The following is a 12,962-nucleotide window of genomic DNA, read 5'->3' on the forward strand; positions in this document are numbered from 1 at the left end:
CAGCTCCTGGAGGTTCCATGAACGAGCAGCTACCGCACCCCCCGAGCCGCCGCACGGTCCTCAGGACCACCGTCGGGGCGGCCGGAGCGGGGCTCGGCATCGGCGCCGTCGGCGCCCAGGCCGCCGAGGCCGCACCGGCCCCCCAAGCCGCACCGGCCGCCCAGGCCGCCACCGGATCCGCACCGGCCGGGTCGAGGCGGCTCGGAGCGACCATGGCCGGGGTCCCGTTCGAGGGCCGTTCCACGGTCCGCGTCGGGATCATCGGCCTCGGCAACCGGGGCAACGGCATGATCGGCCTCTTCCTCGCGCTGCCCTGGGTGCGGGTGGTGGCCGTCTGCGACCCGGTGCGGGAGAAGGCCGAGCGGGCCGCCGCCAAGGTCGTCGCCGCCGGGCAGCCCGCCCCCGCCGTCTACACCCACGGCGAGGACGACTACGAGAACCTGTGCGCCCGCTCCGACCTCGACTTCGTGTACGTGGCCACCCCCTGGGACCTCCACTTCGCCATGGCCCGGGCGGCGATGCTGAACGGCAAGCACGTCGGCGTCGAGTGCCCGATCGCGATGCAGATCGACGAGCTGTGGGAGCTGGTCGACCTGTCCGAGCGGACCCGCCGCCACTGCATGCAGCTGGAGAACTGCTGCTACGGGCGGAACGAGATGCGGGTCCTGCGGATGGCGCACGCCGGGAAGTTCGGCCGACTGCTGCACGGCGCGGGGGCGTACAACCACGACCTGCGCGGCCTGATGTTCTCGCCGACGTACTACGAGGGGCCCTGGCGCCGGCAGTGGCACACGCGGCTGCGCGGCGACCTCTACTCCAACCACGGCTTCGGTCCCGTCGCCAACTACATGGACGTCAACCGGGGCGACCGGGTGGTGAGCATCAGCAGTTTCGGCACCCCGGCGCTCGGCCTGGCCGAGTACCGGGCGGAGCACATGCCGCCCGGCGACCCGAGCTGGAGCGAGACGTACATCGAGAGCGACCGGACGATCAGTCTGGTCCAGACGGCGAAGGGACGGCTCATCCGGCTGGAGCACGACGTCTCCACCCCGCACCCGTACAGCCGGATCAACAGCCTGGGCGGGACGAAGGGCGTCTTCGAGGACTACCCGCCCCGGATCTATCTGGAGCCGGACCACACGAACGACGAGTGGGCCGACTTCTCGTCCTACGCCGACGAGTTCGACCACTGGCTCTGGAAGGAGCACGCCAACCCGCCCGGCGGCCACGGCGGCATGGACTACATCATGCTCTACCGGCTGATGCAGTGCGTGCAGCTGGGGCTCGTCCCCGACTTCGACGTGTACGACGCCGCCACCTGGACGGCCCCGGTACCGCTGAGCCACGCCTCGATCAGGGCACAGGGCGCGCCGCAGGAGATCCCCGACTTCACCCGCGGCGAGTGGTCCAGGGCCCGCCCGGGGGTGGACTCGGTCAGGCCCTCCTGAGGATCAAGCCCTCCTGAGAGGGGCGGTGCCCGGTCCCCGCGGGCGGGGGCCGGGCACCGTCGTGTTCAGCAGCGCCGCCGGTCCTCGGTGAGCGTTCCCTGAACCGTCGTCACGGTCCGGTCGTGGCACCCGTCGGAGCCGTACAGCCGGTAGCGCTCGGTCGTCGTGGCGACCGCGTGCCGCTGGTCGCGCGGGACGCCGGTGGTGTACGTCGCGTCCCCGGTGTACGTGTCGTCCAGGTGCGACCAGGAGAGGCGCCGGCCGTCGCGCAGGACGAGGGTGTCGGCGCGGTCCCCGAGGGTGAGGACCGTCCGCAGCCGGTCGCCCGCGCCGATCGTCGTCTCGCCGTCCATGGTGTACGCGCGGTCGGCGCGGGTGACGGTGCGGCCGGTGGTCACGGTCTCGCGGTCGGTCCAGCGCGCGGTGAAGGCGTCCGGGTTCTCGTCCTCGCCCCAGCGGTGTACGGAGGTGTGGCCGACGGTCCGGTCGACGGTGGTGGCGACCCTGCCGTGCGAGGTGTTCAGGTGCCCGGCGACGGTGAGCCGGTGCCCGGCCTCGGTGTCGACGCGCTGCGGCGCGCTCCCGGAGGCCGCCGTGTACACGGAGGAGTTGCGCGGGACGCTCTCCTCGTGCCGGTCGAGCCCGCCGGTGACGACGCGGCTGCCCTCGTCCTGCCAGAGCAGCACGTTGGTGGGGAGGGACCAGCCGCCCAGCCCGGCCGGGACGCCGGCGACCGAGACCTCCACGCGGTGGGCGCGGCCGTCGTTGAGGACGGCGGCGAAGGGGGTCAGGTCGTAGACGATCGGCTGGACGTCGAAGGCGCGCGGGCCGGGGGTGACGTACCAGAGGAAGGGGTTGGACCAGCCGCCGGTCCAGACCGTGGGGAAGGGGGCCGCGATGCCCGCGAGCCGGCCGTCCACGGAGACGCGGACCTCGCGGTGGGGGCCGTCGGTCGCCCGGCAGGAGTACGGGGCGGCGTCGGGGACGGAGAGGTACCAGTACTCCTCGCAGCCGCCGCCGGAACCGGTGGCGTACACCTCGGCGAGCAGCCGTTCGGTGTTGCGCGGGGTGGTGAGGGTGGAGTCGGTGAGGGGGATCACCCGGTCGGGGGTACCGACGGCGGGTTTCACGCGGCCCTCCGCGGTGTGGAAGGTGAGGGTGACGCGGACGTCGAGGACGCCCGTGTACGTCTCGTTCACGACATTGCCGATCAGCATCTCGACGGGCTGCGGGCGGCTGAGGGTGTCGCGGTAGCGGGTGACGTCCTTCTCGACGGACCAGGTGATGCCGTCGGGCGAGGGCTGGGGCGTGGAGGTGCGGAGGATCTCCACGCCGCCGACGGTGACGTAGCCGAGGCGGTCGTACTGGCGGCCCTTGACGCTTCCTTCGAGGCGGAGGACGACCTTGTTCCAGCGGGTGCCGCACTCCTCGGGCGGGGTGTATCCGCCCTGGTACGGGGTGAAGTCGCGGAACTGCGCGGCGGCGAGGGTGACCTCGCAGCTGCGGGTGCCGGGGGTCTCGACGGGCGGGGCGGCGGTGACCGGGTCGTGCCAGTCGCTCGTGAACTCGGCGGGGGGCGTCGGGCCGTTCGGACCGTCGGCGGCGGCCGGGTGGGCGGTGAGCAGTGCTCCGGCGGCCAGGACCAGACCGCTGAGCATGCTCATGATCTTGTGTGATCTCATGGGGCGGAAGTGAAGCGCGGTCACCAGGGCTCGGTCCAGAGGACGATGAGCGGACATGGCGCGATCTGTTCCCTCTTGGGGAAAATCGATTGCCGTGCAGCGGCGAAAAAGCGAACCTTGCACGGTTTCCTCCACCGCCGCCGGGCACCCGTATCCGCGCACCCCCGTGTGCGACCCCCCGGACAGACCCGAAGACTCTGGGACGCCATGCAGATTCACGACCTTCCCTACGCCGATCCAGGGGTCCCCGATGTCCGCTCGGGCACTCGGCTCCTCCTCTGGCTCGGCCGCAACCAGCTCGGCGGGCAGGTGAAGGCCCTGCTCTGGGGGCTTCTCCTCCAGTTGGGCATCGCCGGGCTGCCGCTCGGCGTCGGCGTCGCCGTGCAGGCGGTCGTGGACCGTGACGGCGGGCGGCTCGCCCTCGCCGGGGGCCTGCTCGTGGGCTTCGGGCTCGCGATCGCGGTCGGGGACACGATGCTGCACCGCACCGCCGTCACCAACTGGATCACGGCCGCCGCCCGGGTCCAGCAGCTCCTCTCCCGCAAGACCGCCGAACTGGGCTCCGTCCTCACCCGCCGGGTCGCCGCGGGCGAAGTGGTCTCCGTTTCCACAGGTGACGTCGAGAAAATTGGATGGTTCGTCGAGGCGCTGTCCCGGTTCGCCGCGGCCGCCCTCTCCCTCGTGATCGTCTGCGTGGCCCTCGTCGTCTACCAGCCCGCCCTCGGCATCGTCGTCGCCCTCGGCGTCCCGGTCCTCGCCCTCGCCGTGCTGCCGCTCCTCCCCCGCGCGACGCGCCGGGCGGACGTCCAGCGCGAGAAGGCGGGCAAGGCCACGGAGCTGGCCTCCGACACCGTCGCCGGGCTCCGCGTCCTGCGCGGCATCGGCGGCGAGGAGCTGTTCCTCGGCCGCTACCGCGCCGCCTCCCAGGAAGTCCGCAAGGCGGCCGTGCACAGCGCGCGGATGTGGGCGCTGATCGCCGCGATCCAGGTCGTGCTGCCCGGCATCCTGCTCATCGTCGTCGTGGCGTACGGGGCGCGGCTCGCGCTCGACGGGCGGATCACGGTCGGCGAGCTCGTCACGGTCTACGGGGCCGTGGCCCTCACCCATCATCCGATGCGGAACTTCGAGGAGATCGCGATGGCCTTCTCCTTCTCCCGGCCGTCGGCGAAGCGGGCCGCCCGGGTCCTCGCGCTGACCCGCACGACCACCACCACGGACACCGCGGGCGAGGAGCGCGAGGCGACGGGCGATCTGTACGACCCGCTGACCGGGCTCCTCGCCCCGGCCGGCCGGTTCACCGCCGTCGTCTGCGGCGACCCGGACATGGCCGGACGGCTCGCGGACCGGCTCGGCGGCCACCCGACCGAACCCGACAAGGACCACACCTCGGTCCTGCTCGGCGGCGTCCCGCTGGACGAGCTGCCGCTGCCGGCGGCCCGTACGGCCGTCCTCGTCCAGGACAAGGAGCCGGTCCTGCTGTCGGGCACGCTCCAGGACCTCTTCGACGTGCCCTCATCGGGCGCGGTCCGGGCCGAGGATGCGCTCGCCGCCGCCCAGTGCGGCGACGTCCTCGACGCGCTCGCCCAGGCCTCCGTCGACACCGAAGGGGACCCGATGCGGACCCGGATCACCGAGCGGGGCCGGTCGCTCTCCGGCGGTCAGCGCCAGCGGCTCGCACTCGCCCGCTCGCTGGTGACCGACCCGGAGGTGCTCGTCCTGGACGAGCCCACCTCGGCGGTCGACTCGCACACCGAGTCCCGGGTGGCCGAGGGCATCGCCCGGCTGCGCGAGGGCGGGACCACCGTGGTCCTCGCCTCCTCGCCGCTGCTCCTGGACCGCGCCGACCGGGTGGTCCTGGTCCACGAGGGGCAGGCGGTCGCCGTCGGCACCCACCGCGAACTGCTCGCCAAGGAGCCCCGCTACCGCGCGGTCGTCACCCGCGAGACGGACGAGGAGCTCGCCACCGCGAGCCGCCTCGACGACGAACTCGAAGCACTGGAAGGGGAAACGGCATGATCGGCCTGGCGCCACCGGAGTACGACCCGGCGGCCCCCACGACGGCGACGACGCTGCCCGTCGCGGCCGGCGCGACCGTACGGATCTACGTGCGGGAGCTGCTGCGCCGCCACCGCAGGGCGTTCACCCTGCTCATCGGGGTGAACGCGGTCGCCGTGATCGCCTCGATGGCCGGCCCGTACCTCCTCGGTTCGGTGGTGGACGAGCTGAGCGCCGGGGCCCGCGACCTCCATCTGGAGCGGACGGTCGCGCTGTTCGCGGTCGCCCTGCTCGTCCAGACGGTCTTCGTGCGGCTCGTCCGGCTGCGCGGGGCGATGCTCGGCGAGGAGATGCTCGCCGATCTGCGCGAGGACTTCCTCGTCCGCTCCGTCGCCCTGCCGCCCGGCGTCCTCGAACGGGCCGGGACGGGCGACCTGCTCTCCCGGATCACCACGGACGTCGACCGGCTCGCCAACGCGATGCGCGAGGCCGTGCCCCAGCTGGCCATCGGTGTCGTCTGGGTGGGCCTGCTCCTCGGCGGGCTCGCGGTGACCGCTCCCCCGCTCGCGCTCGCGGCCCTGCTCGCGGCCCCGGTGCTGATCGTGGGCTGCCGCTGGTACTTCAAGCGGGCGCCGTCCGCGTACCGCTCGGAGTCCGCGGGGTACGCGGCGGTGGCCGGCGCGCTGGCCGAGACGGTCGACGCGGGCCGCACGGTGGAGGCGCACCGCCTGGGCGCGCGCCGGATCGCCCTCTCCGACCGGCGGATCACCGAGTGGGTGGCCTGGGAGAGGTACACGCTCTTCCTGCGTTCGGTGCTCTTCCCGGTCGTCACGCTCACGCACACGACGGTGCTGTGCGGCGTCCTCCTCCTCGGCGGGGTCTTCGTCTTCCAGGGCTGGATCGACGTGGGCCAGCTGACGACGGGCGCGCTGCTCGCGCAGATGCTGGTGGACCCGATCGGGATCGTGCTCCGCTGGTACGACGAACTCCAGGTCGCGCAGGTCTCGCTGGGCCGGCTCGTCGGCGTCCGGGACATCGAGCCGGACGCGGGGGACCACGAGGTGCGGCCGGACGGGCGTGCCGTCAGCGCGGACGAGGTCCGGTTCGGCTACCGCGAGGGCGTCGACGTGCTGCACGAGGTGTCCCTGAAGGTGGCGCCGGGCACCCGGCTCGCCCTCGTCGGCCCCTCGGGCGCGGGCAAGTCCACGCTCGGCCGGCTGCTCGCGGGCATCTACGCCCCGAGGACGGGCTCGGTCACCCTGGGCGCCGCCGAGCTGGCGAAGATGCCCGCCGAGCGGGTCCGCGAGCACGTGGCCCTGGTCAATCAGGAGCATCACGTCTTCGTCGGCTCGCTCCGGGACAATCTGCTGCTGGCGAGGAACGGCGCCGTCGACGCCGAGCTGTGGGAGGCCCTCGCCGCGGTGGACGCGGAGAGCTGGGTCCGGGGCCTCGACGAGGGCCTGGACACCGAGGTCGGCTCGGGCGGCCGTTCGCTGACGCCGGCGCAGGCCCAGCAGGTGGCGCTGGCCCGGCTCGTCCTCGCGGATCCGCACACGCTGGTCCTGGACGAGGCGACCTCGCTGCTCGACCCGAGGGCGGCCCGGCACCTGGAGCGGTCCCTCGCCCGGGTCCTGGACGGACGGACGGTCGTGGCCATCGCGCACCGGCTGCACACGGCGCACGACGCCGATCTGATCGCGGTGGTCGAGGCCGGCCGGATCAGCGAGCTCGGCAGCCACGACGAGCTGGTGGCGGCGGACGGCGCGTACGCGGCGCTGTGGCGGTCCTGGCACGGCTGACCCGCGCGGGGTGGGGCGCACCGACAGGTGCACCCCACCCCCTTGCCGGCCGTCCGCTCAGTAGCCGATCGTGAACCGGCGCTGGACGAAGCGGGGCAGCTCCGCCTCGTCGACCAGCGCCACGGCGGCGTCCTCCGCCGAGACGCGGCTGTGCCCGTCGGCGTCCCGGACCGGCTGGTCCTCGCCGACGCGGAAGCGGCCGGTGCGCTCGCCGGGGGCGATGTCCTCGGCGGGGCTGAAGTAGGTCCACCGGCGGTTGGAGGTGCGCAGCACGTTCAGGGCGTCCCGGTGTCCGCGTACCGCCGCCGCGTAGGCCCGGGGCAGTCCGACGGAGTCGAGGGTCTCGTGGAGCCGCTCCTCCGCGTCGGCGAGGACGACGCCGGGCTCGATCTCCAGGCTGCCGGCGCCGCCGATGACGATCAGCCGGGTCCTGGGGTGGGTCTCCAGGGCTTTGAGCAGGGCGCGGGCCGCGGTGGCGTAGACGCCGGCGTCGGCGATGGAGCGCCGCACGGTGTCGGTGAGGTCCCGGGCGGCGTTGCCGGGCTGGAAGGCGCTGATCAGGACGTCGAGCCCGGGCAGGACGGCGGCGACGGCGTCCGGGTCGAGGACGTCGAGGCTCGCCCAGGTGATGTTCTCGCGGGTTTCGGCGGCCGCCGCCCCGGTGGTGTCGCGGCCGAAGGCCCTGATGTCGTGCCCGCGCTCCAGGGCCTCCGCGACGACGCGGCTGCCGATGGTGCCGGTGGCTCCGATGACTCCGATGCGCATGACTCTCCCCTGTGTCCCCGGTGATCAGCTTCACGGCGTCGCGAGCGTGACGCCGTGAGAAAACTATACGCCGTGAAGTGCACGGCGTGCAGTTTTCCTACACCCCTCAGTGGAGCGGTAGGGTTCCCGGATGACCGGGACATCGGAAGCACGGACAGGAACGCCGCCGGCCGGCCGGGGACGCCGCGAGCGGCTACGGGCCGAGACGACGGCCGAGATCAAGGACACGGCCCTGCGGCTGATGGCCTCCGGCGGGCCCGACGCGATCACCCTGCGGGCCATCGCCCGCGAGATGGGCATGACGGCCAACGCGATCTACGGCTACTTCGCCACCCGCGACGACCTGGTCACCACGCTCATCGACGACGTGTACTCGGCGCTGGCCGACGCCGTGGACGCGGCCTGGGCGACCGCCCCCGCCGATGACGCGGCCGCCCGGATCCTGGCCTGGTCCCGCGCCTTCCGCGCCTGGGCCCTGGCCAATCCCGAGGGCTTCCGGCTGATCTACGGCGACCCCGTCCCCGGCTACCGGGCCCCGGAGGGCGGCCCCGCCCCGGACGCGGCCCGCCGGGTGTGCACCGGCCTCGCCGGGCTCGCCGCGGCGGCCTGGCCGTACGCCGAACCCCAGTACCGGGACAGCGCGTTCGCCTGGTCCGACTTCGACGCCGGACTCCTCGACAAGGTGCGGCCGGCCTTCCCCGAGCTGCCGCCCGCCGCCGTCGCGCTGGCCCTGCGCCTCTGGGGGCGTCTGCACGGCCTGGTGACCCTGGAGGTGTACGGGCACCTGCGGCGCCAGACCACGAGCCCGGACAAGCTCTTCGCGGAGGAACTCACCCAGCTCGTCCGGACCCTGGGCGTCCCCCCGGCCGGCGCCTGAAAGAGCTAGAAGAAGCCGAGCGCCGAGGCTCCGCCGACCCCGCCGAGCACCATGAAGGCGGGCATGAGGACCTTGAGCTCGACCCAGCTGCCGGCCCGGAAGCGCATCCCCTTCGGCGGTCCGATCGGGTACCAACGCTTGCGGCCCACCGGGATGGGCCACAGGACCGGGCAGCCGGAGACCGTCAGGGCGTCGCCGATGTCGTGGACGAGGGCGCCCAGGACGATCGGCAGCCCCAGCCACAGGTACTCCTGGCCGGGGCCCGTGAAGAACCAGTCCGCGCCGTTGCCCGGCTTGTCGAGGACGCCCGCGAGGATCCAGGCGCTGGTCGCGCCGAGCAGCCACACCAGGACGTCGCTGGACATCCGCGCGGCCCGCCACAGCAGGCCCTCCACGGCGAGGACCAGGTGGACGAAGAGGATGGCCAGGACCGCCCACCGGCCGCCGGTGACCGCCGCGGCGGAGGCGCCCGCGCCGATCAGGACGGCCCAGAGCCAGGTGTGGGTGAGGGTGCGGTGCCCGCCGGACCTGCGGGGGTCGGCCGAGGAGCGGGTGGCCTTGTAGACGGCGTACGAGAGCTTGTCGACGATCTCGCAGAGGCCCCGGGAGACCGGCCCGAAGGCGCGGGAGATCGTCGCCGACTTGTGGTCGAGGTCGGGGGCGAGGGCGGCGCCCGCGCAGATGAGGGCCCCGACGAGCAGGACCGGCCACGGCATGGGCTTGTCGAAGGCGGCGGCAGCCGCTCCCACACCCAGCCAGGCCGCCGCTCCGGACAGTGAGTGCGCCGGTCCCATCATGGTTGCTGCCGCCCCGTTTCTCCTGCGCCGGCGCTCAGTTGACGACCGGTCGACGGACGAGCCTACCGTCCGTGATCAAGGAGGCCGGCGGCCGGTTCCCTCATCCGAGCGGAATCCAGGCAAGATGGGGGGCGTGACCCTTATCGATCAGCTTCCGCCGACCGCCGACCCCGACGCCCTCTTCGAGGCCTTCTCCTCATGGGCCGAGGACCAGGGCATCACGCTCTACCCGGCCCAGGAGGAGGCGCTGATCGAGGTGGTGTCCGGGGCGAACGTGATCCTGTCGACCCCGACCGGCTCGGGGAAGTCGCTGGTCGCGGCGGGGGCGCACTTCACGGCCCTCGCGAACGACCAGGTCACCTTCTACACGGCGCCGATCAAGGCGCTCGTGTCGGAGAAGTTCTTCGACCTGTGCAAGCTCTTCGGCACGGAGAACGTCGGCATGCTCACCGGCGACGCCTCCGTGAACGCGGACGCGCCGGTCATCTGCTGTACGGCCGAGGTCCTCGCCTCGATCGCCCTGCGGGACGGCAAGCACGCCGACATCGGCCAGGTCGTCATGGACGAGTTCCACTTCTACGCGGAGGCGGACCGCGGCTGGGCCTGGCAGATCCCGATCCTCGAACTGCCGCAGGCGCAGTTCATCCTCATGTCGGCGACGCTCGGTGACGTGGCGATGTTCGAGAAGGACCTGACCCGGCGGACCGGAAAGCCGACCTCGGTGGTCCGCTCGGCGACCCGGCCGGTGCCGCTGTCGTACGAGTACGAGCTCACACCGATCACGGACACCCTGACGGAGCTCCTGGAGACCAAGCAGGCCCCCGTCTACATCGTCCACTTCACGCAGGCCCAGGCCGTCGAGCGGGCGCAGTCGCTCATGAGCATCAACATGTGCACGCGCGAGGAGAAGGACCGGATCGCCGAGCTCATCGGCAACTTCCGCTTCACCACCAAGTTCGGACAGAACCTCTCGCGGTACGTCCGCCACGGCATCGGCGTCCACCACGCGGGCATGCTGCCCAAGTACCGGCGGCTCGTCGAGAAGCTCGCCCAGGCCGGTCTGCTGAAGGTGATCTGCGGGACGGACACGCTGGGCGTCGGCGTCAACGTGCCCATCCGTACGGTGCTGTTCACGGCGCTGACCAAGTACGACGGCAGCCGGGTGCGCACGCTGCGGGCCCGTGAGTTCCACCAGATCGCGGGGCGGGCCGGCCGGGCCGGCTTCGACACCGCCGGTTACGTGGTCGCGCAGGCGCCCGAGCACGTCATCGAGAACGAGAAGGCGCTCGCGAAGGCCGGCGACGACCCGAAGAAGCGCCGCAAGGTGGTCCGCAAGAAGGCTCCGGAGGGCTTCGTCGCCTGGAGCGACACCACCTTCGAGAGGCTGATCGGCTCCGAGCCGGAGCCCCTGACCTCGCGCTTCAAGGTCACCAACATCATGCTGCTGTCGGTGATCGCCCGCCCGGGCAACGCCTTCGACGCGATGCGCAAGCTCCTGGAGGACAACCACGAGCCGCGCAAGGCGCAGCTGCGGCACATCCGCCGGGCCATCGCGATCTACCGCTCGCTGCTGGACGGCGGTGTGGTGGAGCAGCTGGAGACCCCGGACGCCGAGGGCCGCACGATCCGGCTGACCGTCGACCTCCAGCAGGACTTCGCGCTCAACCAGCCGCTGTCGACGTTCGCGCTGGCCGCCTTCGACCTGCTGGACCCCGAGTCCCCGTCGTACGCCCTCGACATGGTGTCGGTGGTGGAGTCGACGCTCGACGACCCGCGCCAGATCCTCGCCGCGATGCAGAACAAGGCGCGCGGCGAGGCCGTCGGGCAGATGAAGCGCGACGGCGTCGAGTACGAGGAGCGGATGGAGCGGCTCCAGGAGATCTCGTACCCGAAGCCGCTGGAGGAGCTGCTCTGGCACGCGTACGACGTCTACCGGAAGTCGCACCCGTGGGTCGGCGACCACCCGGTCTCGCCGAAGTCGGTCATCCGTGACATGTACGAACGCGCCATGACGTTCACGGAGTTCACGTCCTGGTACGAGCTGGCGCGGACCGAGGGCATCGTCCTGCGCTACCTCGCGAGCGCGTACAAGGCGCTCGACCACACCATCCCGGACGACCTGAAGACCGAGGACCTGGAGGACCTGATCGCCTGGCTGGGCGAGATGGTGCGGCAGGTGGACTCCTCGCTGCTCGACGAGTGGGAGCAGCTGGCGAACCCGGAGGTCCAGACGGCCGAGGAGGCCCAGGAGAAGGCCGACCAGGTCAAGCCGGTCACGGCGAACGCCCGCGCCTTCCGGGTCCTCGTGCGCAACGCGATGTTCCGCCGGGTGGAGCTGGCGGCCCTCGACAACGTGGACGCGCTGGGCGACCTCGACGCCGAGTCCGGCTGGGACGCGGACGCGTGGGGCGACGCGATGGACGCGTACTGGGACGAGTACGACGACCTCGGCACGGGTCCCGACGCGCGCGGCCCGAAGCTCCTCGCCATCGAGGAGGACGCGGCACACGGTCTGTGGCGCGTCCGGCAGACCTTCGCCGACCCGAACGGCGACCATGACTGGGGCATCAGCGCGGAGGTGGATCTCGCGGCCTCCGACGAGGAGGGGCGGGCGATCATCCGCGTGACGTCCGTGGGACAGCTCTGAGGATCGGCCGGCTCTAAGGAGAGATGACGGTGACCAACCCCGCCGAGAAGCTCGTCGATCTGCTCGATCTGGAGCGGATCGAGGTGAACATCTTCCGCGGGCGCAGCCCGCAGGAGTCCTTGCAACGGGTCTTCGGCGGGCAGGTCGCCGGGCAGGCCCTGGTGGCGGCCGGCCGGACCACCGACGGCGACCGGCCGGTGCACTCGCTGCACGCCTACTTCCTGCGGCCGGGCCGGCCCGGGGTGCCGATCGTGTACGAGGTGGAGCGGGTGCGGGACGGCCGGTCGTTCACGACCCGCCGGGTCACGGCGGTCCAGGAGGGGCGCACGATCTTCAACCTGACGGCCTCCTTCCACAAGCCGGAGGAGGGCGCCTTCGAGCATCAGCTGCCGCCGCGGCACCTGACCGACCCGGAGAGCCTGCCGAACCTGGCGGACGAGATCCGCGAGCACCTGGGGGCGCTGCCGGAGGCCCTGGAGCGGATGGCCCGCCGGCAGCCCTTCGACATCCGGTACGTGGACCGGCTGCGCTGGACCGCGGAGGAGGTCAAGGGCGCGGACCCGCGCTCCGCGGTGTGGATGCGGGCCGTGGGGCCGCTGGGCGACGATCCGCTGGTCCACACCTGCGCGCTGACCTACGCCTCGGACATGACCCTCCTGGACGCGGTCCGGATCCCGGTGGAGCCCCTGTGGGGTCCGCGCGGGTTCGACATGGCGTCGCTGGACCACGCGATGTGGTTCCACCGGCCGTTCCGGGCGGACGAGTGGTTCCTGTACGACCAGGAGTCGCCGATCGCGACGGGTGGCCGGGGGCTCGCGCGGGGCCGGATCTACGACCGCGAGGGACGGCTTCTCGTGTCGGTGGTCCAGGAGGGGCTGTTCCGCCCGTACGCCGGCTGACGGTCAACCGTCCATCCGGGCGATGCGGGGTCCGTGCTTTCGACACCGTGGCA

Annotated in this window: 9 protein-coding genes; 6 read left to right on the forward strand and 3 right to left on the reverse strand. The window is 72.5% G+C overall.

What is annotated here, in order from left to right:
* Positions 1-17 precede the first annotated feature (17 nt).
* A complete protein-coding gene (locus ACFC0G_RS03935; protein ID WP_376396760.1) occupies positions 18-1,448 on the forward strand; it encodes a Gfo/Idh/MocA family protein in 1,431 nt (476 codons plus the stop codon).
* Between the two features lie 65 nt (positions 1,449-1,513).
* Here ACFC0G_RS03935 and ACFC0G_RS03940 read toward each other — a convergent pair whose 3' ends face one another.
* Positions 1,514-3,130: a peptide-N4-asparagine amidase gene (locus ACFC0G_RS03940; protein WP_376396763.1), complete on the reverse strand. Its 1,617-nt coding sequence runs from the start codon at positions 3,128-3,130 to the stop codon at positions 1,514-1,516.
* A 207-nt stretch (positions 3,131-3,337) separates the two neighbouring features.
* Here ACFC0G_RS03940 and ACFC0G_RS03945 point away from each other — a divergent pair, with 207 nt between their 5' ends.
* The gene (locus ACFC0G_RS03945; protein ID WP_376396766.1) at positions 3,338-5,146 is read left to right on the forward strand and encodes an ABC transporter transmembrane domain-containing protein; all 1,809 of its coding nucleotides are present in this window, start codon (positions 3,338-3,340) and stop codon (positions 5,144-5,146) included.
* A complete protein-coding gene (locus ACFC0G_RS03950; protein ID WP_376396770.1) occupies positions 5,143-6,924 on the forward strand; it encodes an ABC transporter ATP-binding protein in 1,782 nt (593 codons plus the stop codon). Before ACFC0G_RS03945 ends, ACFC0G_RS03950 begins: the two co-directional genes overlap by 4 nt.
* 57 nt (positions 6,925-6,981) lie before the next feature.
* Here the strand turns inward: ACFC0G_RS03950 and ACFC0G_RS03955 are convergent, their stop codons facing one another.
* Positions 6,982-7,689, reverse strand: a complete 708-nt coding sequence (locus ACFC0G_RS03955) for an NAD(P)-dependent oxidoreductase (RefSeq protein ID WP_376396773.1) — start codon at positions 7,687-7,689, stop codon at positions 6,982-6,984.
* 130 nt (positions 7,690-7,819) lie between these two features.
* On the opposite strand from ACFC0G_RS03955, the gene ACFC0G_RS03960 reads away from it, so the two are divergent.
* Complete coding sequence (locus ACFC0G_RS03960) at positions 7,820-8,566, forward strand: TetR/AcrR family transcriptional regulator (protein ID WP_376396776.1); 747 nt, start codon at positions 7,820-7,822, stop codon at positions 8,564-8,566.
* Between the two features lie 5 nt (positions 8,567-8,571).
* On the opposite strand, the gene ACFC0G_RS03965 is transcribed toward ACFC0G_RS03960, so the two are convergent.
* Positions 8,572-9,363 (reverse strand): metal-dependent hydrolase, encoded by a 792-nt coding sequence (locus ACFC0G_RS03965; protein WP_376396779.1) that lies wholly within the window; start codon positions 9,361-9,363, stop codon positions 8,572-8,574.
* 133 nt (positions 9,364-9,496) lie between these two features.
* Here ACFC0G_RS03965 and ACFC0G_RS03970 point away from each other — a divergent pair, with 133 nt between their 5' ends.
* Both ACFC0G_RS03970 and ACFC0G_RS03975 read left to right on the forward strand, forming a co-directional pair.
* Positions 9,497-12,010: a DEAD/DEAH box helicase gene (locus ACFC0G_RS03970; protein WP_376396781.1), complete on the forward strand. Its 2,514-nt coding sequence runs from the start codon at positions 9,497-9,499 to the stop codon at positions 12,008-12,010.
* Between the two features lie 29 nt (positions 12,011-12,039).
* Entirely contained in the window at positions 12,040-12,909 is an 870-nt protein-coding gene (locus tag ACFC0G_RS03975; RefSeq protein WP_376397284.1) for an acyl-CoA thioesterase, read from the forward strand.
* The last annotated feature ends 53 nt before the right edge of the window (positions 12,910-12,962 follow it).

Origin of the sequence: Streptomyces sp. NPDC056169 (assembly GCF_042268445.1) — a bacterium.
Classification (GTDB): domain Bacteria; phylum Actinomycetota; class Actinomycetes; order Streptomycetales; family Streptomycetaceae; genus Streptomyces.